This window comes from Pedobacter sp. JCM 36344 (assembly GCF_046546555.1).
GTDB lineage: Bacteria > Bacteroidota > Bacteroidia > Sphingobacteriales > Sphingobacteriaceae > Pedobacter.
On the sequence record NZ_JBKHKK010000002.1, the window covers coordinates 268459 to 294848 of the forward strand.

General features: G+C 39.9%; 26 protein-coding genes. 16 read left to right on the forward strand and 10 right to left on the reverse strand.

The window, feature by feature from the left end:
• Positions 1-3: 3 nt before the first annotated feature.
• The 8 genes from ACHFIZ_RS02990 to ACHFIZ_RS03025 form a co-directional block, all read right to left on the reverse strand.
• Positions 4-1551 (reverse strand): DHA2 family efflux MFS transporter permease subunit, encoded by a 1548-nt coding sequence (locus tag ACHFIZ_RS02990; RefSeq protein ID WP_410882710.1) that lies wholly within the window; start codon positions 1549-1551, stop codon positions 4-6.
• 3 nt (positions 1552-1554) lie between these two features.
• Positions 1555-2598 carry an HlyD family secretion protein gene (locus ACHFIZ_RS02995; protein WP_410882712.1) on the reverse strand — a complete coding sequence of 348 codons (1044 nt, stop codon included), beginning with the start codon at positions 2596-2598 and terminating at the stop codon, positions 1555-1557.
• Between the two features lie 20 nt (positions 2599-2618).
• Complete coding sequence (locus ACHFIZ_RS03000; RefSeq protein WP_410882713.1) at positions 2619-3935, reverse strand: TolC family protein; 1317 nt, start codon at positions 3933-3935, stop codon at positions 2619-2621.
• Positions 3932-4558 (reverse strand): TetR/AcrR family transcriptional regulator, encoded by a 627-nt coding sequence (locus ACHFIZ_RS03005; RefSeq protein WP_410882715.1) that lies wholly within the window; start codon positions 4556-4558, stop codon positions 3932-3934. The genes ACHFIZ_RS03000 and ACHFIZ_RS03005 overlap by 4 nt, the downstream gene beginning before the upstream one ends.
• Positions 4559-4836: 278 nt before the next feature.
• Complete coding sequence (locus tag ACHFIZ_RS03010) at positions 4837-5385, reverse strand: DUF2911 domain-containing protein (RefSeq protein WP_410882717.1); 549 nt, start codon at positions 5383-5385, stop codon at positions 4837-4839.
• Between the two features lie 20 nt (positions 5386-5405).
• Positions 5406-5588, reverse strand: a complete 183-nt coding sequence (locus tag ACHFIZ_RS03015) for a hypothetical protein (RefSeq protein ID WP_410882719.1) — start codon at positions 5586-5588, stop codon at positions 5406-5408.
• A 274-nt stretch (positions 5589-5862) separates the two neighbouring features.
• On the reverse strand, positions 5863-6369 hold the full coding sequence (locus tag ACHFIZ_RS03020; RefSeq protein ID WP_410882721.1) for a DinB family protein: 507 nt from the start codon (positions 6367-6369) through the stop codon (positions 5863-5865).
• Positions 6350-7570, reverse strand: coding sequence for a sensor histidine kinase (locus ACHFIZ_RS03025; protein WP_410882723.1), 1221 nt, complete (start codon positions 7568-7570; stop codon positions 6350-6352). Before ACHFIZ_RS03025 ends, ACHFIZ_RS03020 begins: the two co-directional genes overlap by 20 nt.
• A gap of 46 nt (positions 7571-7616) precedes the next feature.
• On the opposite strand from ACHFIZ_RS03025, the gene gltX reads away from it, so the two are divergent.
• The 8 genes from gltX (at position 7617) to ACHFIZ_RS03065 (ending at position 17004) form a co-directional block, all read left to right on the forward strand.
• Positions 7617-9125, forward strand: a complete 1509-nt coding sequence (gene gltX, locus ACHFIZ_RS03030; RefSeq protein ID WP_410882725.1) for a glutamate--tRNA ligase — start codon at positions 7617-7619, stop codon at positions 9123-9125.
• Positions 9126-9193: 68 nt separating this feature from the next.
• On the forward strand, positions 9194-10033 hold the full coding sequence (locus ACHFIZ_RS03035) for a neutral zinc metallopeptidase (protein ID WP_410882727.1): 840 nt from the start codon (positions 9194-9196) through the stop codon (positions 10031-10033).
• Positions 10034-10125: 92 nt separating this feature from the next.
• The gene (locus ACHFIZ_RS03040) at positions 10126-11250 is read left to right on the forward strand and encodes an ATP-binding protein (RefSeq protein ID WP_410882729.1); all 1125 of its coding nucleotides are present in this window, start codon (positions 10126-10128) and stop codon (positions 11248-11250) included.
• Between the two features lie 13 nt (positions 11251-11263).
• A complete protein-coding gene (locus tag ACHFIZ_RS03045; protein ID WP_410882731.1) occupies positions 11264-14848 on the forward strand; it encodes a response regulator in 3585 nt (1194 codons plus the stop codon).
• 4 nt (positions 14849-14852) lie between these two features.
• Positions 14853-15221, forward strand: coding sequence for a two-component system response regulator (locus ACHFIZ_RS03050; RefSeq protein WP_410882733.1), 369 nt, complete (start codon positions 14853-14855; stop codon positions 15219-15221).
• Between the two features lie 2 nt (positions 15222-15223).
• On the forward strand, positions 15224-16045 hold the full coding sequence (locus tag ACHFIZ_RS03055) for a CheR family methyltransferase (protein WP_410882735.1): 822 nt from the start codon (positions 15224-15226) through the stop codon (positions 16043-16045).
• Positions 16045-16608 carry a chemotaxis protein CheB gene (locus tag ACHFIZ_RS03060; protein WP_410882737.1) on the forward strand — a complete coding sequence of 188 codons (564 nt, stop codon included), beginning with the start codon at positions 16045-16047 and terminating at the stop codon, positions 16606-16608. Before ACHFIZ_RS03055 ends, ACHFIZ_RS03060 begins: the two co-directional genes overlap by 1 nt.
• 39 nt (positions 16609-16647) lie before the next feature.
• On the forward strand, positions 16648-17004 hold the full coding sequence (locus ACHFIZ_RS03065) for a response regulator (RefSeq protein ID WP_410882739.1): 357 nt from the start codon (positions 16648-16650) through the stop codon (positions 17002-17004).
• A gap of 4 nt (positions 17005-17008) precedes the next feature.
• Here the strand turns inward: ACHFIZ_RS03065 and ACHFIZ_RS03070 are convergent, their stop codons facing one another.
• A complete protein-coding gene (locus tag ACHFIZ_RS03070; RefSeq protein ID WP_410882741.1) occupies positions 17009-18691 on the reverse strand; it encodes a dipeptidyl-peptidase 3 family protein in 1683 nt (560 codons plus the stop codon).
• 106 nt (positions 18692-18797) lie between these two features.
• On the opposite strand from ACHFIZ_RS03070, the gene ACHFIZ_RS03075 reads away from it, so the two are divergent.
• Positions 18798-19628, forward strand: coding sequence for an N-acetylmuramoyl-L-alanine amidase (locus tag ACHFIZ_RS03075; protein ID WP_410882743.1), 831 nt, complete (start codon positions 18798-18800; stop codon positions 19626-19628).
• A 2-nt stretch (positions 19629-19630) separates the two neighbouring features.
• Here the strand turns inward: ACHFIZ_RS03075 and ACHFIZ_RS03080 are convergent, their stop codons facing one another.
• A complete protein-coding gene (locus tag ACHFIZ_RS03080) occupies positions 19631-21292 on the reverse strand; it encodes a glutamine--tRNA ligase/YqeY domain fusion protein (RefSeq protein ID WP_410882745.1) in 1662 nt (553 codons plus the stop codon).
• A gap of 78 nt (positions 21293-21370) precedes the next feature.
• On the opposite strand from ACHFIZ_RS03080, the gene ACHFIZ_RS03085 reads away from it, so the two are divergent.
• The 7 genes from ACHFIZ_RS03085 (at position 21371) to ACHFIZ_RS03115 (ending at position 26370) form a co-directional block, all read left to right on the forward strand.
• Positions 21371-21790: a cobalamin B12-binding domain-containing protein gene (locus ACHFIZ_RS03085; protein ID WP_410882747.1), complete on the forward strand. Its 420-nt coding sequence runs from the start codon at positions 21371-21373 to the stop codon at positions 21788-21790.
• Positions 21791-21794: 4 nt separating this feature from the next.
• Positions 21795-22577, forward strand: a complete 783-nt coding sequence (locus ACHFIZ_RS03090; protein WP_410882749.1) for an enoyl-CoA hydratase/isomerase family protein — start codon at positions 21795-21797, stop codon at positions 22575-22577.
• Positions 22578-22733: 156 nt separating this feature from the next.
• Positions 22734-24131, forward strand: a complete 1398-nt coding sequence (locus tag ACHFIZ_RS03095) for a sigma-54-dependent transcriptional regulator (protein WP_410882751.1) — start codon at positions 22734-22736, stop codon at positions 24129-24131.
• A gap of 33 nt (positions 24132-24164) precedes the next feature.
• The gene (locus tag ACHFIZ_RS03100) at positions 24165-25211 is read left to right on the forward strand and encodes an AI-2E family transporter (RefSeq protein ID WP_410882753.1); all 1047 of its coding nucleotides are present in this window, start codon (positions 24165-24167) and stop codon (positions 25209-25211) included.
• 58 nt (positions 25212-25269) lie between these two features.
• Positions 25270-25536 carry a YtxH domain-containing protein gene (locus ACHFIZ_RS03105; RefSeq protein ID WP_410882755.1) on the forward strand — a complete coding sequence of 89 codons (267 nt, stop codon included), beginning with the start codon at positions 25270-25272 and terminating at the stop codon, positions 25534-25536.
• A gap of 17 nt (positions 25537-25553) precedes the next feature.
• Positions 25554-25937, forward strand: coding sequence for a phage holin family protein (locus tag ACHFIZ_RS03110; RefSeq protein ID WP_410882757.1), 384 nt, complete (start codon positions 25554-25556; stop codon positions 25935-25937).
• On the forward strand, positions 25912-26370 hold the full coding sequence (locus ACHFIZ_RS03115; RefSeq protein ID WP_410882759.1) for a hypothetical protein: 459 nt from the start codon (positions 25912-25914) through the stop codon (positions 26368-26370). The genes ACHFIZ_RS03110 and ACHFIZ_RS03115 overlap by 26 nt, the downstream gene beginning before the upstream one ends.
• Positions 26371-26390: the final 20 nt, after the last annotated feature.

Genomic DNA, 26390 nt, shown 5'->3' on the forward strand with positions numbered 1-26390 from the left:
TAATTAGTGCATGTCTGCGGGGACCTGAACGTTCTTCTTGAATTTTTGAAAGTAAAGCAGCGGAATAGAGCATAACATGATCAACCCTGCCACCCAGTACGCATCGTTATAAGTCAATAAAAGGGATTGTTTGGTCACCGTTCCTTCTATGGCTTTGGTGGCTAAAACTTTCGCATCCATATACCCATACCCCTTACTTATGAAGTTTTGAATGAAGCCCTTAAAACGTTCTGTAAACGCAGGGTTGTATTCGTTTATATTGGTGATCAAATTGCTTCTGTGAAAACCCTGACGAACGTGAATTAATGTAGTCAGTGCAGCGATACCGAATGATCCGCCAAGCTGTCTCATCATGTTGTTCAACCCTGAGCCCTGACCAATTTCTGCACCTTTAAGATCCTGGATCGCCAGCGTAGTTAGTGGTACAAACAATAGCGCCATACCAACCCCTCTAATCATCAAAGGAAGAAAGAAATCGTTCGTTCCGGATTGTAGGGTCGAGTTACTTAGCATTGAACAAAACACAAAGAAAAGGAACATACCTATCGTTGCCATGAATTGCGCAGGTATATTTTTCTTTAACATAATTCCTATAAAGGGCATCATCACTATAGTACATAAACCTCCTGGGAATAACAATTCTCCAGTTTGTAACGGCGAGAAACCCAATAGATTCTGACAAAAAATAGGGAACACGAACACGGAGCCGTAAAGCCCGAAACCTAAAACAAATGAGGTAAACATACCTACCGAGAAACTTCGGTGTCTCAGGATCTTGAAGTTCACAATAGGATGATCGGTGCTCATTTCTCTCCATATGAAGAGCAGTAAGCCTAGTACTGAAGCCACCGCTAAAGCGGTAATATATGGTGTGGCGAACCAATCTTCACTCTCCCCTTTTTCCAGCAGGGTTTGCAAGCTACCTACCGCAATGGCAAGTAAAACAATACCATACCAGTCTACTGGCATGCCTTTTCCGTCTTTCGGCGTCTCTCGCACAAACATATAGGTACAATAGGCGGCGAGGATTCCGACGGGTATATTCACGTAAAATATTAATGGCCATGAACTGATCTCTAACAGATAGCCACCGATGGTAGGGCCAACGGTTGGACCTACAACCGCTCCTAAACCGAATAAAGCGGTAGCGATACCCACATCTTCACGTGGCCAGGTCTCGATCAAAATAGCTTGTGCAGTAGAAATCAATCCTCCTCCCGCAAGACCCTGTAGGATCCTGAAAGCGATTAACTCTTCCAGATTCGTGGCGTTACCACAAAGAAAAGAAGCAATAGTGAACAATATAATTGAGAATAAAAAGTAGTTCTTGCGACCAAATCTGCTACCCAACCATCCCGACATTGGGAGAATGATTACGTTGGCAACGGCATATCCGGTTGACAACCATGCCACATCCTCAAGGGTTGCGCCAAGGTTACCTTGTATCTGGGGTATGGCAACGTTTACAATGGTGGTGTCAATCAGCTCCAATAAGGAGGCCGTGATAACCGTAAACGTGATTATCCACTTTTTTAAACCTTTCTCGGCCATTACTTAGTCTTTTATAGAAACAGAAACTTTAACACTCATACCGGGACGTAATTTCGCCATCATTTCTTTAGAGGCCTTTGTGATTTTAATTTTAACAGGTATCCTTTGTACAACTTTTACAAAGTTACCTGTAGCATTATCCGGAGGTAACAATGATCCTTTAGCACCAGTGATGGGCGCAAAGTTGTAAACCTCTCCCTGGATGTCTTCATCAGGGTAAGCATCAACTTCTACTTTTACTTTCAAACCAACAATAATGTCTTCTATTTGAGTTTCTTTAAAGTTAGCAGTCACATAAATGCTGTTTTCGTTAACTATAGCGAACAAAGACTGGCCGGCCTGAACCAACTGACCCTTCTGAATATTCTTCTTGGAAACAATTCCTGAAGCAGGTGCTTTGATCTCCGTATATGAAAGTTGAAGTTTGGCAAAGTCAACTTCAGACTGCCGTGCGGTTACGCCGGTATTGCTTACTGCTAGCTGAGATTGTGTTGTCCCAACTTGTTTAACTGCAGCTACATATTGATCGTTTGCTGCGGTAAATGCTGCTTGAGCAGATTCTTTTTGTGCCTTAGCCTGATCAAATTGCTGTTGTGTAATTGAACCATCTTTTACAAGATTCGTATAGCGGGCGTAATCTTTTTGAGCCAACAACAATTGAACCCTGGCTGCTTCAATGTTAGCCTTAGCGGTACTTGTGTTGGCAGAAGATGCTGCAATTTGAGCTTGAGAAACCCCCACACCTGCGCTTGCTCCAAGCTGCCCGGCGTTCGCTTGTTCGAGCTTCACCTTATAATCGCTTTCGTCAAGTTTAACCAATACATCACCTTCTTTAACAAAGGTATTTTCTTCGAATTTAATCTCTTTTACATATCCGCCTACACGCGCAACAACCGGACTGATATCACCATCGATCTGGGCATCGTCTGTGTCGACGTGCTTGCTATAATACAGGTATTGTTTGGTCCCAAAAATGGCACCTATTACTAATAGCACACCTAATATGATAGGTACAACTCTATTTTTCTTTTTTACTTCAGTAGTCATTGCAGTATGTTTTATGAGAATTAGTTAGATATTTTTCCTGTTGATTTCAGTAATGTATAGTAGGCAAGTCCTGCGTCTGCTTTAGCCAGCTCCAGGTTTATTTTTGCCTGGTAGAGTAGCGTCTCCGCATCAATTCTGTCGATCGCGGAGGCTACATTATTTTTATATTTTGAAGCTAGCAAGTTGTCGTTCTCCGTTGCCTGAGCGATAGAGGTTTCTAAGATTTTGATCTTATTTATCGCCAGCTGATAATTCTGGTAGCTTCGGTTGATCTCTGTTTTAAATTGGTCTGATAGGATGTCCTTTTGAATTACTACATTCTGCTGTTGAATTCTTGCCTCCGAGATTTTGTTTTTATTTGTCCATAAGTTCCCGATATTATAGGAAATGTTAGCACCAATGGTAACCGGCATAATGTATTGGTTTGATGGAGGTATGAAACTTCCACTCGGGTTGATGTAATATAAGTTTGCACCCACACCAATAGTCGGTAGCGTATTTGCTTTCATCGACTTAATATTTACACCAGCAACCTTGTTTTGTAAATCTAATTGTTGCAGTTCTTGTCTGTTACCCATGGCCATCTCGATGTAACTTCCAAGCGTACCTGCAACTTTAAGTGAGTTGTCGGGGTCAGTGATTTCCACAATAGTTGCATCATCCAATCCCAATAAAATATCCAGGTTATAGTTGATGATTTTTCTGTTGTTTTCAATCTCCATATCCGTTAGTGATACGTTAGCCTGTTGCAACTGGAACCTCAGCACATCATTTTTAGTTACAATGCCCTGCTCAAAGAAGCGTTGAGACTGCTTAAGCTGACTGGCAATAGATTCCAGATTCTGCGCAACTACTTTTTTGCTTTGCAATACCTTGAATAAAGAGTAATAAGTATTGATTACCGCATAGCTAATTTCCTCTTTACTTTTGTCTGCATCCAATTTTGCAACCTCAGTTAGCAATTTCGTTGATTCTTCCGCATAGCGAAGCTTACCACCATTGTAGATCAGTTCCTGGACGGCTGCTGTCCCTACAAATGCATCTGCGCGCTTGGGTAGATGTATTGGATCTGCAGCCCCGATAATCAGCGAGTTTGTTGGAATCTCTGCATGGTTATATAGAAAAGAAGCATTTGCACTAGGTAGCGCATTGTCTTTTACTATTGCAAGTCTGGCAATTGATTCATCGATTTTGCTTTGAGAAAGCTTTAGATTTTTACTGTTACTTACACCCAGCGCTACGGCTTCTTGCAAAGTCAATTTTTTAGCCTGTTGGGCATAGATGAGATTTGGGAGCAATAGCGCTAGTAAGAGTGTTTTATAGGTATTACGTATCATTTTTGTGGTGTTAAATAGATGGTGACAAGGTCTTGTAAGTGGGTAATTAATCGTTCTGTAATTATTTTTCGGTCTTTTTTTACATTCAGATCCAATCCGGTTCCTGATGTAACCTTAGAAGGTGAGATTGCTACATTGCTAATTGTTCCCATGACAGTTGCAATCAGCATTCTAACGTCAACCTTCCGGAAGGAACCCTGTTCAATACCGTCATTGATAATCTCTTCAATCACCAGCATGTTTTCTAACATGGCATTTTTGATTGTCGTAAACATCTCTGGTCTCTGGGGAAGTGAAAGTTCCCGATGCATCATCTTGTGAAAGGTATGGTTGCATAGAATTCTAGAGGCATAACGCTCCACAACCAACAACAGCTTTTCCATTGCGGAAACTTCAGTCGCTTTAATGGTGTGGAGCTGATGTTTAAAATCCTGAACCCTTTGGCCCATGATTTCCATGAATACCCCTTCCTTAGAACCAAAATAGTAGTTGATCATGGCCATATTGGCTCCAGCTTCCTTCGCAATTTGTCGGGTGGAGGCGCCCTCGTAGCCAAGTTCTGAGAAGAGCTTTTCCGCTGCTTCGATAATGTTAGCCCTTTTATCTGCTTTTTCTATCTTCATTTCGGCGACAAAATTAATCAAGCGTTTGATTAATTAATCGATCGATTAAGAAAGTTTGTCTAAATGACAAATGGCTGACTTATTCAATAATCTGGAAACTAAAAAATTGGATGTTTTTACTGAAATATCCAATTTCCCTGCGTGTTAGCTCACTACTTTTATCGGTCAAGTCATTTCGTCTCAATAATATGACTGTTTTATTTTGACAGTTTGCCACGAAGAAAAAAGTCATAAAAAAAGCCGGATGAGTGATCATCCGGCTAATGCTATTTAATATTTTACTTGATAGTAATTGGAAGGGCAACTGAAACAGTATCCCAGCCAATATTTAAGCTTGCACCGTTGTCTGTTTTTGTAAATATCATTGCAAGAGCTTCAACAGGTGCAGTTAGTGTTTTGACAGGAACATCTGTTCTTACCACATCTTTTGCAACTTCATAGGAGTAGGCACCCCAGCTATTGATTTTACTGTTGATGATTATTGTCCAATTGTCTTTATTAGGAATTGCAAATAAACTATAGGTTCCGGCTTTTACAGCTTTGCCACCAATGGTTACATCTTTAAAGAAAGTGATCTCATTAGATTCATTTGCACCTAAACGGTAAACAACACCATATTTTTCCAGCTCACCGAAAATAGCGCGTCCCTTTTTGGATGGTCTTGAGTATACCAATTTAATGTCGGGAGCTGTGTTTTTCTGTGCAGCATTCGATGGGAAATAAGCAAGATCTGCTGGACTTCCATCTAAACCTGGAAATTTTACGTCCTGAGCGTCAACCGCAAAGGTAATTAAGGCAAAGAATGCCAGTAAGGCTAATTTTTTCATTTTATAAAGGTTTAATTTGATTAATATTGACGGTCCTTAACTATTGATTTCAAGAATACGGCGCCGAAGATGAAGCCCAAAAGTCCACCAAAGAGCAACCATCCGAAGCTTAATGTGATCGCAGAAGTGGTTAAAATTCCAAAAAATAGGCCTAAAACGTAATAAACCCAATCAAAGCTTTTGTTGTTTTCCTGTTCAGTCATTATGTAAATACTTAGACTCCAAAGATATTGATTTATTTTATTTGCTGATAATTATTGCAATATATGTTATAAAATCTTTGTTTATCGAATAAGATGCGTGATGATGCTATTATTTAAGGTCATTGCAAGGCTAAACTTATTCCTGTATGAAGCCTGGTATTGAGCTACATGGGGACTGGTTAGTATCTTCTAGCCTATTCGTTGGGATAAAGGGGTGTTTATCCCAACGAATAGGCTAGAAGTCCCCTAGAAGATACCTTTGAGATAAGATGCATTAGTGTAAATATCGGTCTTTAATTATAGCGGTATGGTGCATAATATGTCCCGCAAGAATGTAAACTATTGCTTTTACCGTTATTTGCCTACCGGACGCAGTTCCAGAAGCAGCAAGGTCTTTGTCATTAAGGGAACGAATTAAATAGAGGTTTGCCTGTCTTAATAGTTCAAATTCTTTGGAGAAGCTTTGTAAGCTTCTGTCAGAAAAATGTGCACGGGCAACATATTCATCCTCCTCAAAACCTGGCAATGCTTGCTGTTCCCCCCTTGCAAAAGAGGTAAGGCGGTAGATTAGTATTCTCTCCGTATCTATGATATGGCCGATCAACTCCTTTATCGTCCACTTTCCTGGCGCATATGCATAGTCAGCGATATCGAAAAGACTACTTATAAAATCAGAAAAGTCTGTAATTTGCCTTTCCAGGATTTCCAGCACATCACCATCTACCAATTTAATGTAGGTTTCACCCCAGGCGGGATACTCGTCAACTTGTGGTCGGTTCATAAGTTATGCTACTTTTAAGTACAATACGGAAAGTTGTTCCCTTACCCAATTCAGATTCTTTAACAAAGATTTCTCCGCTATGATAGTTGTCAATAATTCTTTTAGTTAAGGAAAGACCGAGGCCCCAGCCCCTTTTTCTTGTGGTATATCCCGGCTGAAATACGGCATCGAACTTAGATCTTGCAATGCCCTTTCCGGTATCAGTTACATCTATAAAAACTTCTTCTTTGGCCAGATTCTCTATAATGTTGATGGTAATTTTCCCTTCATTCTCAATCGCATTGGCAGCATTTTTCAGTAAGTTTTCGGTTACCCAATCAAACAGTGGCACATTTAATAATGCCCTAACCTGCTCGTCGCCGGTAATGTTAAATATGACTTTATCTGAAGTTCTCAACCTAAAGTATTCTACGAAATTGTGAATCACGGTAAATACTACATGATCTTCAAGAATTGGCTTGGATCCTATTTTTGAGAAACGATCAGTAATTACTTCGAGTCTTTTAATGTCATTCTGCATCTCGGCAATTAGCGGATCGTCTTCGGCATTAAAACGTGTAGCCATCAATTCTACCCAAGCCATTAGTGAGGAGATTGGCGTTCCCAGTTGATGCGCAGTTTCTTTCGCCATACCCACCCAAACCTGGTCTTGTTCTGCTTTTCGTGCAGAACTAAATGCTACATAAGCAGTTAGCAAAAACAAGGCAATAACTCCGAGTTGTATGTATGGGAAATAGCGAAGCTGAGTTAAAGTAGGAGAATCCCTGTGATAAATATAATACTTGCGTCCCTCAGCATCAAGACCATTTATAGGGATGGGAGGGTGTTGCTTTTTCATCGCTCTTAATTCCCGCTGAAAGTACCCCGGATCATAGGCTATTCCCTGTTTCTTTTCAACGTTATAATAGGTTTTGGTGGAGTCCAAGCCTTGATAGCCGACGAATTCCCCCTTGTCATCGGTTAATATCACGGGAAGTTTGTTGTTCGATGTGATCAAGTCGACCAAACCAGTGTACCTGTCATCGTCATACATTAGTAGCCTTTGCTCAGTAACCTTTACGTACAATTGAAATTGAAGTCGCTCTTCACGCTCCATTTTCTTAACAAAAAAGTCACTGTAAAAAACTGAAGCGCCACCTATTACGATAGCAAATACCAATAGAAAGAACTTCCAACGCCGCTTTTTCTCGTAAGGATTCATAGATTATGTAGGCAAATTACAAAAATATATCTTTGCAGGTAGTAATATGGAAAAGAAAGTAAGAGTAAGATTTGCCCCTAGTCCGACAGGCGGCCTGCACCTTGGCGGGGTCCGTACGGCATTGTTCAATTATTTATTTGCTAAACAACACAATGGTACCTTTATTCTTCGAGTAGAGGATACGGATCAAACCAGGTTTGTGGAAGGTGCTGAAGAATATATAGTTTCTTGTCTGAAATGGTGTGGCATATCACCAGATGAGAGTCCTCAGACAGGTGGCGACTTTGGGCCATATCGCCAAAGTGAGAGAAAAGCGACGTATAAGCAGTATGCAGATCAGCTCATTGCAGATGGTTATGCTTATTATGCTTTTGATACTCCAGAAGAGCTTGACGCAAAGCGTAAGGAAGCCTCAAATTTCACCTATGGGCTATCCACAAGGGAGGGCATGCGCAACTCTTTAACATTGCCTTCAGCCGAGGTTGAGGCATTGCTCTCTTCAAATACACCGCATGTAATCCGTATAAAAATGCCAGCAGATGAACTGGTCTCTTTTACAGATTTAATAAGGGGACATGTAAGCTTTGACACCAACCTAGTCGACGATAAAGTGTTACTAAAGGCAGATGGAATGCCTACCTATCACCTGGCTGTTGTAGCTGATGACAAGGCTATGGAGATAAGCCATATTTTTAGGGGTGAGGAATGGTTGCCATCGGCACCAATACATATTTTACTTTGGAGATATTTGGGCTGGGAAGATGAGATGCCACAATGGGTTCACCTTCCGTTAATTCTCAAGCCTGACGGAAACGGAAAGTTGAGCAAGCGTGATGGAGATCGTTTAGGATTTCCAGTTTATGCTCAGAACTGGACGGACCCTAAAACAGGAGACCTCACAAAAGGATTCAAGGAACTCGGTTTTATGCCTGAGGCTTTCGTAAACCTCTTGGCAATGCTGGGATGGAATGACGGTTCTGATGAGGAACTGTTTTCTTTGCCGGAGCTCATAGAAAAGTTCTCTGTTGAACGTGTAAGCAAAGCAGGGGCGAAGTTTGATTTTGAAAAAGCAAAATGGTATAACCATGCTTGGATAAAAAATACAGCGGCCAATCTGTTAATGCCTGAAGTAAAGGAAATCTTTGCTACTGAAGGGATGGCTGTCCATGACGATGCCTACCTGTTGAAAGTTATTGACCTAATTAAAGACCGTTGCAATCTGCTTACAGATTTTGTGTTGCAAGCGGGATACTTTTTTGCTGCTCCTGAGAAATTTGATGTAGATGCCGTTAAACCAAAATGGACTGCGGAGAAAGCCGCGTTCTTCGAGGCTTATTCGGCATTGTTTGATATGAGTTTAGACGCGTTACAACAAGAGCAAAAGTTTAAAGATATGGCTCTAGATCATGGCTTTAAACCAGGAGAGTTAATGCTTCCATTTCGGGTAATGCTTGTTGGGGGTAAATTTGGTCCTGGCGTTTTTGATATAGCACTTGCATTAGGAGCTAAAGAAATTCAAGAAAGAATTAAGGCTGCTACAATTGCTTTTAATTAATACGCTAAAAATGATCAGTTTGGTATAACAATTGGGATCCCCAATTGTTATACTTTTAAATAGATTATATGCAATGGTTCGGTAAAGGAAGTGGTAATATTGACGATAGACGCGGCATGAGTGGCGGTGCAGTTGGCGGTGGTATCGGTATTGTTATAGTGATATTAGGGTTAATCTTTGGTCAGGACTTAACAGGACTAGTCAGTCAAATCCCTGCTGGACAGGGGGCTGTAGTAGAAGGTAAGACGGGTGATCCTACTGATGCAGAAGGAAAATTCGTTGATGGAGTTTTCGAATCTACTAATCAAGTCTGGGAAATACAATTTCGTGAAATGGGCTCCACCTATCAGGAGCCTGAAAAACTTACCTTATTTACAGATTATGTTCAGTCTGCCTGTGGTGGAGCAAGCGCTGCAGTAGGTCCTTTTTATTGTCCGGGCGACAAGCGCATTTACATTGATTTATCGTTCTACAAGGATTTAAAAGACCGCTTCGGCGCGTCAGGAGATTTCGCTCAGGCCTATGTTATTGCTCATGAGGTAGGTCATCATGTACAAAACTTATTAGGGATTTCTGCTAAGCTGGACCAAGCTCGTGGACAAGTAAGCGAAACAGAGTATAATAAGTTGTCAGTAAAATTGGAGTTGCAAGCTGATTTTTTAGCGGGTATGTGGGCGCATCACGCTCAAAATCTGAAGGACTTCCGTTTGGAGGAGGGTGATATTGAAGAAGCGCTCAATGCTGCAAATGCGATCGGGGACGATAAATTACAGAAGCAGGCGCAAGGAGAGGTCGTGCCTGATGCCTTTACACATGGAACATCTGCACAAAGAATGTACTGGTTTAAAAAGGGATTTGAGACTGGTGACTTTAATCAAGGTGATACCTTTAGTGCCAACGACTTATAATAGTCTAGTGGAAAGATTTTGACATGATATGGATTTATACCTAAATATTCCTGGGAGTTGTATAACTTTAAATTTCTTATTTATTCTCAAGAATGATATTAATAGTAGATGATACCCCCGAAAACATCATATCGTTGAAGAAGGTTCTCGAGCGGCATAACTTTGAAGTTGATACAGCTTCCTCTGGTGAAGAAGCATTAAAAAAAGTACTTAGAAACGAATATGTTTTAATTATTCTAGATGTGCAAATGCCTGGAATGGATGGCTTTGAGGTAGCCGAGGCGATATCAGGTTATAGTAAAGCGAAGGAAACTGCGATTATATTTCTATCAGCGGTCAACACTGAAAACAAATTTATCACCAAAGGATATTCCTCAGGAGGTCTAGATTATATCACGAAGCCTGTGGATATGGATATCTTGCTGTTAAAAGTAAAAACCTTTTATAGGATTTACGAGCAAAGCAGGAAACTCATTGAGGTCCAGAAAGAGTTGTTGAAAGAGATCGAGTTTAGAAAGCAGGCGGAACGTAAGAAAGATGAATTCATTAGTATAGCTAGTCATGAGCTGAAAACACCCTTAACAAGTGTGAAGGGTTACATGCAACTTTTGGAAAGAAACCTTGACCGTGGAGATATAGCAACTGTAAAAACTCACTTGGTTAAAGCGCAAATACAGCTAGAGAAGCTGAACGACCTCATCGCTGATTTGCTAGACATATCCAAAATAGAAAGTGGGAAGCTTAAATTTAATAAGAAGTTTTTCAATATTAATGAAATGCTTGATAGTGTCATCGAGATCATTCATCAATCTAATCCTGATTTTAGGATTCTTAGAAAAGGCTCCGTGAAAAGGGAAATTTATGCTGATGAAGCACGTATCGAGCAGGTGGTAATTAATTTTCTAACAAATGCCATTAAATATTCTCCGGGTACTACTGAGGTATATATAAACCTTGAGGCTTTAGGCGAAAGGATTTATTTGGGTGTTCGTGATTTTGGTATTGGCATCGAGCCAGAAATGCAAAGACACGTTTTTGATAAATTTTATAGAGTGGAAGAGACTGCGATACATTTCCAGGGTCTTGGCATTGGCTTATACATTTCTGCAGAAATCATCAGAAGGCATTGTGGCGAAATCGGCGTGAAGAGTCAGTCGGGAGCGGGCTCAGAATTTTACTTTGAATTACCTGTAAACGCAGGACCTGAACAAGAATAGATCATAACCTAATATGAATTCATCATTAAAAAATAACCTTAGGATTGGATTGGGCCTTTCCTTACTGATATTGTTTGTTACCTCATTTGCTTCATTCATCAGTATACAAAACTTGATAAAAAGTGCTGACCTAGTATCCCATAGTAATAGGGTAATGTCTAGCCTTGATGGTGTTATTTCCACACTAAAGGATGCAGAAACCGGCCAACGGGGATACCTTTTAACTGGTGACAAAGATTTTTTAGCGCCTTATAATGGGGCAGAAGATCATGAAAATGAGTTGCTAAATTTGGTATTACTTGAAACAGTAGACAATCCATTTCAGCAGGCAAATACGAAGCTTTTGCAGGATATTGTTCGCAATAGGCTTTCCATTATCAATAAAACGATCAAGATAAAGGATTTAGGTGGAGTCGTAAGTCTATCTGTATTGTTAAAAGGAAAAGCTTTCATGGATGATGCCCGGAATATCATAAAGAAGATGCAAGTGGAAGAGCAGCGTCTCTTTTCTTTGAGAACAAAGGAACTCAATAAAATATCTGCTTATACGCCGGCTTTAATTCTCATCGCTGCGGCATTGGCAGTCTTAATTACCATGTTCTTTTACAGAAAGGTCTCCTCAGATTTTACCGTACGAATGAGACTGCAAAAAGAGTTACAGGATAAGAATCAAGAGATAGACAATAGGATAGATGTTATCAGAGATATTGCGGGAAGAATTTCTGAAGGCGACTACCAAATTAGATTGGATGAGAAGGAAAAAGACGGCTTAGGTATTCTGGCAGGTTCTTTAAATGCTATGGCGGAATCTTTGCAATACTCATTTTCTCTATTGGAAGATAAAAAGTGGCTCCAGTCTGGAATTGCGAGTGTCAACGACAAAGTTGTTGGAGAAAAAGGTATTGATGCAATTGCACATGACGTCTTAGAAGAGATAGTTGAGCGTACAAAAAGTTCGGTTGCAGTCTTTTATTTAATGGGGGAGGATAAAAATCTGCATCTGGAAGGGAGCTATGCGTTGTTAGACACTGAGAAAAAGCTTAGTCTTACAATTGGCGATGGAATCTCCGGGCAAGTTATAAAATCAGGAAGAGCTATTACGATCAGTGAAATACCTGATGGAGAGATGACCATAAGCTATGCCTCCGGATACACCAAACCTAAAACTATTACTGCTTTTCCTTTAAAGCTTAACGGCATCATTGTGGGTGTGATCGAACTTGGGTCGTTGCATACTTACAAGCCTGTACATTTAGAATTCTTATACAGCGTCTCAGAGAATGTTGCAACTGCAATTCATGTAGCGCAAAATCGTAAGCGAATGCAGGAACTCTTAGAAGAAACACAGGCACAGGCCGAGGAACTTCAAGCCCAGCATAGTGAACTTGAGGCGATGAATGCTGAGTTGGAGGCACAAAGTCAGAAGATACAAACTTCTGAAGAAGAACTGAGGGTTCAGCAGGAGGAATTGCTACAAAGCAACCAGGAACTGGAAGAACGTACTAGTCTATTGGAAGAGAAGAACCAATTGATACAGGAAAGAAATATTGACATCCAGCAAAAAGCAGAGCAGCTGAAAATGAGTACCAAGTATAAATCGGAGTTTCTTGCGAACATGTCTCATGAGTTGCGCACACCCTTAAACTCTATTTTGCTGTTATCCAAACTAATGTCAGATAACAAAGATCTTGACGAAGAGTATATTGAATATGCGGAAGTTATACAGAGTTCAGGCCAAGGATTGTTAGGTCTAATAGATGAAATTTTGGACCTTTCGAAGATCGAAGCGGGTAAAATGAAGCTGGAGTATGGTCCAGTAGTTATTGCAGAAGTAGCAACAGATATGCGTTCTTTATTCAATCCGATTGCGAAGAATAAAAGCCTTGAGTTGATAATTGATCTGGAAGAAAGCATACAAAATATTAATACTGACAAGATGCGCTTAGAGCAGATCTTGAAAAATCTGCTTTCCAATGCGATAAAGTTTACTTCTCAAGGTAAAGTTACATTGACCGTAAAGAAGGAAGAAGAGAAAGGAGCTGTTTTGTTTAAGGTTACCGATACTGGAATAGGCATTTCTGGTGATAAACAAGGACTCGTGTTTGAAGCATTTCAACAAGCAGACGGTTCTACTAGACGCAAGTTTGGCGGCACAGGATTAGGACTTTCCATCAGTCGAGAATTGGCAAAACTACTTGGTGGTGAGATCGAGTTAACCAGTAAGGAAGGTGTGGGAAGTGAGTTCAGTTTCTCTTTACCATTTGATCATGAAGCTACGCCAGTTGAGATTATATTACAAAAAACAGCAACTGTACCGACCTTTTCTGAGCGGGTTTTGTTGCCCTTACCTGAAAGATTTACAGTAGACCATATTCCACAGGATGTAGCAGACGACAGGGGTAGCATAATCAATGGAGATAAAATCATTCTTATCATAGAAGATGATACTGCATTCGCAAAGATTCTCCTCGACTTTACCCGTAAGAGAGGCTACAAAGGTATTGTTGCTGTTCGCGGTGACGCCGGTATTGAGTTGGCAAATCTATACCTTCCCATTGCTATACTGTTAGACATTCTGCTTCCGATCAAGGATGGCTGGCAGGTAATGGAAGAGCTGAAATCTAATCCTACTACAAAGCCGATACCAGTGCATATCATGTCTTCTCTGGAAGTCAAGAAAGAGAGCTTGCTTAAGGGCGCGGTTGATTTTATCAACAAACCCTTTGCGATCGAACATATGCAGCAAATCTTCCAGAAGCTTGAGGATGCCCTAAGCAGGCACCCTAAAAAGGTGTTGATCGTTGAAGAAAATAAGCAGCACGCGGAAGCACTAAGTTATTTTTTAAGTAATTACGGTATCAACACGGAGGTAGCCGGCAATGTTTTCGAAGGAATCGACGCCTTAAAGAAGAACGAAGTTGACTGCGTAATTCTAGACATGGGTATTCCAGATAAAAGTGCGTACGAAACCCTGGAAACAATTAAGAAAACGGAAGGGCTCGAGAACCTTCCAATCATCGTATTTACAGGTAAAAATCTTTCCAAGGGAGAAGAGAGTAGAATTAAACAGTATGCAGATTCTATAGTTGTGAAGACAGCTCATTCTTATCAGCGCATCCTGGATGAAGCGGGTCTATTTCTTCATTTAGTGGAAGAAAAGTCGATAGATGTGCATCGGAAACCTGCTTCGGAGCGATTAGGTGGGTTATATGAAGTATTAAATAATAAGACTGTTTTGATTGCCGATGATGATGTAAGAAATATCTTCTCACTTACCAAGGCATTGGAGCAACACAAAATGAAGGTGCTGGCTGCAACTGACGGAAAAGAAGCGCTGCAAATTCTTAAAGACAACCCGTTAGTAGATATTGTACTCATGGACATGATGATGCCGGAGATGGATGGATATGAAAGCACTAGACAGATTCGAAAGATTCCCGCTTACAAACAATTACCAGTTTTGGCTGTTACAGCCAAAGCAATGATGGGAGACAGGGAAAAATGCATTGCTGCGGGAGCTTCTGATTACATTTCTAAACCAGTAGATATTGATCAGCTGATCTCATTACTACGGGTTTGGCTTTACGATAAGGTTTAAGGACATGGTAAACAAAGTTTTAATTATTGATGACGATAACCGCAATATCTTTGCCCTGACCGCTGTTTTAAAAGCCAGAGGCTATAACTGCATATCATCAATAGGTGGAGAAGAGGGAATAGCACTTTTAAAGCTTGATAAGGAAGTTGCAGTTGTATTGATGGACATGATGATGCCGGGAATGGATGGCTATCAAACGATTGCAGAAATGAGCAACACCCCTGAGCTAAAACATATTCCAGTGATCGCGGTAACCGCTCAAGCGATGGTTGGAGATCGCGAACGATGTATAAATGCCGGTGCTGTGGGCTACGTGTCAAAACCTATCAACGTTGATGATTTAACAGGATTACTAAAGAGATACGTACTTTAACATTGGATATAAGCGCTATAAATGATGAACAGGTAGAGATATTACTTTCAGATCTTCTGGAATATTATGGCTATGATTTTACTGGTTACTCAAGAGCATCGTTAAAAAGAAGAATTTCAAGGCTATTTTCATTAGACAAAGCATTAAGCTTTGCAGAGTTTAGGTATAGAATTATGAAAGACAACGTTTATTTCAAGCGTTTTGTTGAACAGATTACGGTAAATGTGACAGAGATGTTCAGAGACCCGGCTTTCTTCAAAACCTTGAGAGACTCTATACTTCCAGCTCTGGGTACTTATCCATTCATTCGGATATGGCTTGCGGGCTGCTCAACAGGTGAAGAGGCTTACTCCATTTCAATAATTTTGAAAGAGCTGAACCTCCTCCATAAATCGCTTATTTATGCGACAGATCTAAACCCTGTTGTATTGGAGAAAGCCAGTCAGGGTATGTTTGCAATGAGCCAAATGAAGCAGTACTCTGAGAACTATATCACTTCTGGTGGTACAAAAGATTTCTCTACCTATTATACCGCTAATTATTCTCTTGCAAAGTTCAATGACGAACTCAAAAGTAAGATGATATTTTCTACTCACAATCTCGTCTCAGATCATTCGTTTAATGAATTCCAACTCATATTATGTAGAAATGTCCTGATCTATTTCGATCGTGAGCTGCAACACCAGGTATTGGATCTCTTCAATGAAAGTCTGGAAGACCTTGGCTATCTGGCTTTAGGAACTAAAGAAACGATAGATTTTTCTAATATTGCAAAGAACTACAAAAGAGTTCCGGCAAATAAAATATGGAGGAAGATTAAATAATGATTGGTTGTGAAGCACTGGTTATAGGTGGCTCTGCCGGGAGCCTGGACGTGCTCCTGAGAGTTCTGCCAATTCTAGATACAGCACTAAGTTTTCCTATCATCATCGTAATTCACCGCAAACACGATTCAGATTCATTGCTGCCGAATTTGCTTTCCAGCAGAACGCGATTGACTGTAAAAGAAGTAGATGAAAAAGAGCCGATCAATGCAGGAACAATATATGTAGCACCTTCCAACTATCATCTTCTTATAGAGCAAGACAGGACTTTTTCACTGGATTATTCTGAGAAGATTAATTATTCGAGACCGGCCATAGATGTAACTTTTCAAACGGCCGCTGAGGTTTATAGGACTAAGCTTGCATGTTTACTACTCTCAGGATCGAATTCTGACGGGGTAAATGGGCTAAAAACCGTAAAAGCATGGGGAGGACTTGCCTTAATACAAGATCCAGATTCAGCACAAGTAGGTTATATGCCAGCTCAAGCCAAATTACATGTTAAAATAGATGAAGTTTTAAGCATTGAAAATATTGGCGAATTCATAAATTCAATTAAATAATTGATAAGTTTGTCAGCTAACAATAATCCAAAACCCTTAATGAAGAAAGTATTTGTTTTTGATGATAACGCGGGTATTCTGGAACTTTGTACTATTATTTTAGAAGATGCCGGTTATGAGATTAAAACCTCATCTACATCAAATAATATAATCGATCAGGTTCTTGCATATATCCCTGATATTATCTTTATGGATAATTGGCTTCCAGATGTGGGTGGCATCGAGGCCACCAGGGCGCTTAAAAAGCATGAAACTCTAAAAGCTATTCCGGTAATTTATTTCTCTGCCAATAATGATGTAAAGTCCTTAGCAAGCGAGGCCGGTGCAGACGGTTATCTTTCTAAACCATTTGATATTCAGGAATTAGAAGATATAATTACCAGACATATTAGTTAGGCGCTTACTTTACGCCCAATACATCAACTCCTTGTTCAAATATGATATCAACGGGAATGCCCTTTTTAGTCAGTTTGTTTAAATCAGTCTGAAGTTCTGTAGTTATTATTGCATTTTCCTTTTGCGTTTTTTCAACAGCCGCTCTATCTCCATTTCCCTGCAGCATCAGTATAACGCCTCCAAGATTATTCATTGCTGCTTCAAATCGTACAAAGTCTACCTTGTAGGTTCCATTGGGATTTCTGAGGAAAGCTCCTTCCTGTTTAAAGAAGTTGAAACACTGCATGTTTGCTTTTCCATGCGAGCTTGCAGCACCGAATCTCACAGACCTTAAAATTCCTGCCATATAGGTAGTGTAGAATTGTTTGATGTCGCCTGCTAACTCTCCTTTTTTGAGAAGCCCTGTAACCATGTAAAGGCCAAGAATATCTGCTTTTCCTTCCTCCAGCCAAGAATACTGCTCTTGTAAAGCATCTTTTACAAACCCCTTTCCTGTTATTGTTTTTTTAATTCCTAGCCCGTGGGCTACTTCGTGAAACATTACATTAGTGAAAAAAGCATCGAAATTAATGTACTGCTGCTGGTCAACGTCAATAAGTTCTTTAGCGATTGGTACTAGTATCTTATCGAACTTTGCCTTCATAGCATTCTTTAGCTGTAATCTTCTGGTACCCTTTTTCTGTTGAATTATTTCATCGTTCGGCAGATTGATTGCTATGGTTTTCGATCCTGCATTGCAATCACCTGCATAGTAAATGACATCATAGGCGTTAATTTCAGAGTCTGTTCCAGGTTTTTCGTTTTTATACTTAGCCGCTACCGGTAAGCCTTTTTGAAGTTCTGGTAACAGACTTACATATTTAGCAAGGCGTTTGCTCCAAACCTTATCCTTAACCAAAACGTAGGCTTCGTAAGATGCTCTGGCATTTAGTAGCTTGTCTTCATAATTTTCAATAGGTCCCAGAATGATATCCAAAGTATTATTCTTCATGTCCAGCCAAGCGTAGTCGCTGGCGGTATAGTTGTCTGAAGTTAGTGCGTCTGCACGAAGATTGAGATACTTTTTGAAGCCAGCATCTTCAGCGAGTAAAGCAGCTTGCTTAAGTAAAGATGAGGCCTTTTGAAGTTCTGTAGCGTATAAAACATGGTAGGGAACAGACATATATTTTCCTGGCTTTTCTTCGCGAATCACAGAATATAGCCCATATTTATCTTTAACATCTGATTTTTTCAAAGCTTCCTTTGTCATTTCAGTAGGGTAAAAATTTAAAGCATCAGGTTTTGATCCAATACCTGTAACAAATGGTTTATCCCCATTTAACCTATCCCAGGGGCCATAGTTAATCCATATGAAGGACTTCGTTTTTTCATCTTTAATAGTATTAAGCAAACTGTCACGCTGTGGGTAAACCTGTTTCCAATATAAGTCATCCATCACCTGTGCAGCTTGAATTAACAAAGGAAGTATTTGCCGCTCGGCGATAGATAAATCATTGATATTAGTGGTAAGTTTCACTCTTTCATAAATATCCAGCCGTTCATCGACATAGGCTTGTAAGCTGTCCCTTACAGAAACTTCTTTTTTTGTAGTAGAAAAAGTGGTACTTGTGTTGTTATTGCAGGCGCTAATTCCAGATGCCAGGACGCATCCTGCTAGAAAAAGACAGGCTTTTATAAAGGGCTTCATATAGAGTCAATTGTAAGTGAGCATGTAAGACACGCGATAATGTGACGATTTATTTGCGGCTAAAATAGTAAAAAATAGTAATTTCACGACTTGTAATCTATCGACTATGAAATCAAACAGACTGCACACCGTCTATTGCGTTATTCCTATACTATTATTTGTTTCGTGCTCGACGAACAAATATGCTGCCACTAATAAAGTTTATAAAATGCAAGCGAAGGACTACGCAAAGACCATCTCTGCATTTCCTCCTATTGCACAAAGTATTGATTCCTTAGCCGCCGATTCTCAGTCATGGGTGGGCTCCATTAACTTCGGTATCCGCAAACCTAACTTTGTTATACTCCACCATACGGCTCAAAAATCTACGGATCAGACCATCAGGACTTTTACTGTTAAGGGTCAAAGTGAAGTGAGTGCCCATTACGTTGTTGGCCGGGATGGAAAAGTTGTCCAAATGGTAAATGATTACCTACGCGCTCACCATGCGGGAACCGGGCGCTGGGGTAATGACACTGATTTAAATTCATCATCTATCGGGATAGAGATCGACAATGATGGTTTCGAACCATATTCTGAAGCCCAAATTCAAGGAGTGATAAAAATCCTGGCAGTTTTAAAGAAGAGGTATAAAATACCAACGGCTAATTTTATTGGACATTCGGATATTGCCCCTAGCAGGAAACCTGATCCCCATGATTTTCCATGGAAAAGATTAGCACAAAAAGGTTATGGTTTGTGGTACGATGAAATTTTAAATCTATCCCCAGTGGAGTTTGATACCAAACTTGCACTGAGAATAATTGGTTATGACATCAGCAATATTTCAGCTGCAATAGTGGCCTTTAAAAGGCATTTCGTTCAAACAGATATTACCCCTATTTTAACTCCCTTGGATAAGCTAATCCTGTTTAACCTTTATAACAAATACCTCTAGTATTATTTATTTGCTTTAGTCCAGGCATCTTTCAAACCGACTGTTCTGTTAAAAACCAGTTTGTTAGGTCTTGAGTCTTTATCAAGATTATAATAGCCCTTTCTAATGAACTGGTAGCGACCGTCTTTATCAGCATTTGCAAGATAAGGTTCGATGTATGCCGTATCAATAACTTCCACACTGTTTGCATTCAGGTAATCTTTGAAGTCACCTTCTTCAGAATCTGGTGACTCTACGGTGAATAAGCGATCATAGGCTCTTACTTCAGCAGTTTTAGCATGTTTTACGCTCACCCAATGGATAGTGCCCTTAACGTTGACGCCACTAGTATCTTCTCCACTTTTGGATTCTGGTATATAAGTACACACAACTTCAGTAATATTTCCCTGATTATCTTTTTTGAAGCTTTCGCATCTAACGATGTAAGCATGCTTAAGTCGTACAACAGCACCCGGGGCAAGTCTGAACCATTTCTTAGCAGGCTCTTCCATAAAATCTTCTCGCTCAATCCACAGTTCGTTGCAGAAAGGAATTTCTCTATAACCACCTTTATCTTCTGCCTCAGGATTGTTTTCGCCAATCAAGGTTTCCTCTCTGTCCTCTGGGTAATTTGTGATCACTAGTTTAATTGGATCAAGTACTGCCATAACCCTTGTAGCGGTCTTATTCAAGTGTTCGCGAACGCAAAACTCTAAAAGGCCCAGTTCAATTAAGTTCTCTCTTTTTGCAATGCCAATGCGTTCACAAAATTCTCTAATGCTTTCAGGAGTATATCCCCTGCGGCGTAGTCCGCTGATCGTAGGCATTCTTGGGTCGTCCCAGCCACTAACAACACCTTCGTTTACCAGCTGTAGCAGTTTGCGCTTGCTCATGACTGTGTAGGAAAGGTTCAATCGCGCAAATTCATATTGTTTCGAAGGGAAGATTCCCAGCTTCTCTATTAGCCAATCATAAAGCTCCCTGTGTGCCACATACTCCAAAGTACAGATAGAATGCGTAATGGTTTCGATACTATCGCTCTGTCCGTGAGCAAAATCATACATTGGATAAATGCACCATTTGTCTCCGGTACGGTGGTGTTCCGCATGTTTAATGCGATAGATTATCGGATCCCTCATTAACATGTTCGTACTCGTCATATCAATTTTGGCGCGAAGCGTACAATCCCCGTCAGCAAATTCACCATTTTTCATCCTGCCAAAAAGTTCAAGATTTTCAGCGAAACTCCTATTCCGATATTTGCTATCCGTTCCCGGTTCGGTAGGCGTCCCTTTACCTTCCGCAATTTGGTCCGCCGTACTATGGTCTACATAAGCTAAACCACCTTCAATCAGCTTTACCGCATAATTATAAAGCGTATCAAAATAATCGGATGTATATAGCTCATTTTTCCATTGGAAGCCAAGCCATTTAATATCCTCCTGCTGACTGTCAACATATTCTGTCTTTTCTGTCACAGGATTGGTATCGTCGAATCTTAAGTTTGTATAGCCACCATACTTTTTGGTAAGGCCAAAGTTCAGGCAGATCGCCTTTGCATGCCCGATGTGTAAATACCCGTTAGGTTCTGGAGGAAAACGGGTGATCAATGTTTTATATTTTCCTGTATTTAAATCGTTCTCAATGATTTCTTCTATGAAATTCAATGATCTTTCCTCGCTCATAAAATGGTAAAATTAGGTTCTCAAAGTTAACATAAAACAGCTAATTTAGTTACATTTACAATGCACTAAGTATAAATTATGGATAAGTCATTAGTAAGACCAATTCGCGTTTTAATAGCCAAAGTTGGGTTGGATGGTCATGATCGTGGTGCAAAAGTAATCGCCACTTCTTTACGTGATGCGGGGATGGAAGTGATTTATACGGGTCTAAGACAGACTCCTGAAATGGTAGTCAATGCTGCGCTTCAGGAAGATGTAGATGCCATTGGTATTTCCATATTATCAGGTGCCCATATGACGGTTTTTCCAAAGCTCATAGACATCATGAAAGGAAAGAACTTGACAAATGTCTTGATCACAGGAGGAGGCATTATCCCGCAAGGAGACATTGAAAAGCTTAAGGCCATTGGAGTTGGTGAGCTCTTTTCTCCTGGTACGGCAATGGCTACTATCGCGGACTATATTCAATCCTGGGTTGCTGAACATCGAAATTTTTAACATCATGACTTACTCAAGTATTATTTCAGAACTAAGAAATCAGATTCTTTATATCACAATCAACCGCGAAAACAAACTAAACGCTTTAAACAAAGAGACATTGTCTGAGTTGGCTCAAGCGATTGCCTCCGCTCAAAATAACGAAGGTGTTCGAGGAATTTTACTAACCGGTGCTGGCCAAAAGGCGTTTGTTGCAGGAGCAGATATATCTGAGTTTGCAGAGTTTGATGGAGTTCAAGGAGAAGAACTTGCAAGACATGGGCAGGAAACTGTTTTTAACGCGATAGAGCAATCAGCTAAGCCCGTTATTGCGGCTATTAATGGATTCGCTTTAGGTGGAGGGTTGGAACTGGCAATGGCCTGCCACATGAGAATAGTTTCCGATAACGCTAAACTTGGACTTCCTGAAGTTAGCTTAGGACTTATACCAGGGTATGGAGGTACACAGCGTCTTACCCAACTTGTTGGTAAAGGTAGAGCAATTGAGATCATCACTACTGGCGAGATGATTTCTGCTACGCAGGCAGAAAGCATTGGCTTGGTTAATTATGTTGTAGCGCCTGAATTTCTGATTGTTAAAGCAGAGGAGCTGCTAAATAAAATAAAATTAAGAGCCCCTCTTGCAGTAGCAAGTGCCATCAGATCCATAAACGCTTCGGCTGATACTAAAATTGATGGATTTGAAATTGAGATACGGGAATTCGGTAGGTGTTTCAACACGCAAGATTTTAAAGAAGGCACAGCCGCATTTATAGAGAAGAGAAAACCTATATTTTCTGGAAAATAGGAAATTATATCCAAAAAGTCTTCAACCCTCATTTTTTGTACAATTTTTGTAAGGATTCCATTATGGAATATTTTTTCCTTTAAGTGTAGAATATTTTACCCGTTTAGAAAAAATGTTTATATATTTATTTTCTAATCAGGCCCCACCACTTTTGTTATGAGAAAAATATTGATTGTAGATGATGAAGTAAACATTGGATTACTTCTTTCAAAATTTTTAACGAGAAATAACTTCAGTGTTTCAACAGCAACGAGCGGGGTTAGTGCTTTGGAATATCTTGCAAAGGAAACGTATGACCTTGTGCTTTGCGATTACAGGCTAGAAGATACCGACGGTAAGGAAATGCTGATCAAGATCAAAGAGCGCTCCCCGGGCACAGGTGTAATTATTATCACAGGCTACTCTGATATCAAGCTAGCCGTCGAGCTTATCAAATTGGGTGCTTATGATTACATTACGAAACCACTTTATCCTGATGAGATTCTCAACACAATTAATAAAGCAATAGAAACGCAGATTGCATTGAATGCACATCAGTCAGAAGTAATAAGCGACTCTCCAAAACAAAAGGTCAAACAAGGCTATATGCAGGCTGATGATTTTGTAGCGGGTCAAAGTCCAGCTTCAAGAGAATTGCTAAAACAGATTCAGCTGGTAGCACCGACTACTTACAGCGTGATTTTAACGGGCGAAAGCGGTACCGGTAAAGAATCGGTTGCGAAGTCGATTCACTTGAATAGTCCACGAAGGGACAATCCTTTTGTTGCCATGGATTGCGGATCGTTAACTAAAGAGCTTGCGGGAAGTGAGTTTTTTGGACATGAGAAAGGGTCTTTCACTGGGGCTTTATATACAAAGATCGGTCATTTTGAGATGGCTAATGGTGGTACGCTATTTTTAGATGAGGTAGGTAACTTATCTTATGAAATCCAGGCGGCACTGCTTCGTACCGTTCAAGAACGTAAAATCAAGAGAATAGGTAGTACCAAGGAAATCGATCTGGACGTACGGATCATCGTTGCAACAAATGAAAACCTTGGTCATGCGATTCAAAAAGGCAAGTTCAGGGAAGATCTTTACCATAGGTTTAATGAATTTTCGATCGATCTCCCTCCTTTGCGCTTTCGTGGTAAGGACATTATGATTTTCGCTAATACTTTTTTAAACGGGGCAAATCAGGAACTGAACAGAAATGTCCAGACTTTTTCGGAAGAAGTAATTGAATGTTTTCTTACTTATAATTGGCCAGGTAATGTCAGAGAGTTGAAGAATGTAGTTAGAAGAGCTACGCTGCTTACAGAAAGCCAGGAAATTCAGCTTAAAGCTCTTCCACTGGAAATCTCTACTTACGCAAAAGCTTCGGCAATCGAAAATTCTATTGTCAGGTCAGAAAAGCCAAGAGATTTGAAGAATGCAGCGATGGAGGCAGAGTATGATACTATCCTTTCAGTTTTAAGGGAGGTCAATTTTAATAAAACCAAAGCTGCCAAAATTCTTAATATAGACAGAAAAACTCTTTACAATAAGATGAGAGCCATTAATCTCGACACATAGATTTGGTATTGGTAAGCGCAACAACTTTCAAGTATGTCAATATTCAGCTATAAGCAAAGAAACAACATCACTCTACTTATCATTGTAGCGCTGGGGTGCCTGATTGCCTATTCCTTACAGGGCATATTTGGATCTATTCTTAGTACTCTCGTTTTATATACTATTTTAAGACCAGGCTATATTTATTTAGTGGAGGTAAGGTCATGGAATAAAAGCTTTTCTGCCGTTCTTCTACTTTTCACCTTAATAATCATACTAATTCTCCCTTTTTATGCGCTAAGCAGTATGGTATTGGATAAGATCGCCGAACTCCAGAATAATCCAGCATATTTTAAGACCATGTTGGAGAAGGTTAAACATCTGGTTCCGGTAAATGGGGAGGTTCAGAGCTTAGTGGAAGACGGCATAAAAAAAATCGGAACCTGGGCCACAGAACTATTTTCTTCTATCATTTCTGGAGCTTTCAATATTGTTTTAGGCCTTTTACTTATGTACTTCCTCCTATTCTTTATGTTAGTTCAGATGGAAGCATTTGAGCAGGCACTGATCAAGTATGCACCATTTAGAGAGCAGAATGTTCAGCGGTTTGCAGAAGAAATGCGCAATACAACTTATGCGAATGTACTTGGCCAGGGGTTCATTGCACTAGTACAGGGTTCTCTCGTGGGACTTTGCTTTTTTGTTCTTGGCTATACGGATCCAATATTCTGGGGGGTAATAACAACCTTTATCTCTTTCGTCCCAATCTTGGGTCCACCAATAGTATTCGTCCCCGCAGCACTTCTGCAACTGGCTAATGGAAATAACTTTGCGGGCTGGGCAATGCTAATATTTGGCTTTGTCGTGATCATAAACATTGACAATGTTCTGCGCTTTATGATTGCAAAGAGGGTAGGGAACATTCATCCGGTAATCACCGTGCTTGGTGTCGTTATTGGTATTCCCTTATTTGGGATTCTCGGATTAGTGTTTGGTCCACTGCTTTTATCCTGGTTTATTCTGTTGGTCAAAATTTATGAAACGAGCGCAATGGCATCTGGTAGATTGGAAAGAATTAAAACAATTTCCGAACAGGAATAGTTATAAATAGATAAATTCCCACGATTAAAGTTTAATGTTAACTATAAAAATTAAAGTTATGAATGATAATTCAAAAGTACTAGTAGGGTTATTAGCAGGTCTAGCTGCTGGGGCAGCATTGGGTTTACTGTTTGCTCCAGAAAAAGGAAGCGAAACAAGAGACAAATTAAGTCAGTCCCTTAAAGATCTTGGAGAATCGATTAAAGATAGAGCAGCAGATGAAATTAATAACTTGACTGCACTTAAAGAAAAAGTGGTGGGTTCAGTGAAAAGTAAACTTCAGCAAACTGAAGAAGAGGTTGCAGATGACATTGAGCACGCTTAACTTTAATAGGTGAAATAATGCAGGAAAATAAAGAAAAAAGTATTGAAGACCTTTATGATGATGCTAAGATGTACTTAGACACCAAAGTAGAGTACACCAGATTATACTTGGTGGAAAAGGTGTCGAAAATATTTGCAAATGTAGTGACCAATGCCTTTGTCGTAATCTGCTTCGTATTGGCGTTTCTGTTTGGTACTTTCACACTTGCATTATTTCTATCGGAGGTACTGGAGAGCTATACGGAAGGTTTTGGTTGTGTTGCTCTTATTTACGTCCTTTTGGCTCTTATTGTCTATTTTACTAAAGATAAGTATATCGAAAAGGCTATAGTAAACTTTACAATAAAGAATTACTTTAATAAATTGGCTGACAAGGATGACGACGAACAAAAAAAAGTATAATATCAATAACCTGGATGAGCTTCATCTCATATTAAATAGTTTGAAGGCTCAGAATAAAATGCAAGGTGAGGCGTTGATTAGTGATGGTAAAGTATACCTGCAACAATTCAGCCCAGCTAATTTGATTAGGAAATATGCTACTCCTTCCAATTTTCTAAAAGCAGAAGAGCAACTAAATATCAGTGGTAAAGTGATGTCAATGGTCTTACCATTGCTAATGAACAATACAATATTCAGAGGCTCTGGCTTTATAACTAAAGCGATCGTAGGTCTTGCTTCCGGAAAAGTAGGTCAATCTCTTGATATAGAACACTTATCGGGGTTATTCAATAAAGTGAAATCTTGGTTTGGAGGAACAAAAAAGAAACAAAAACTTATACAAGGTCCGCAACATGTGGATTACGGCATTCCGCCCGATAGTGAAACTTATTAAACAAAAAAGGGAACTAATTA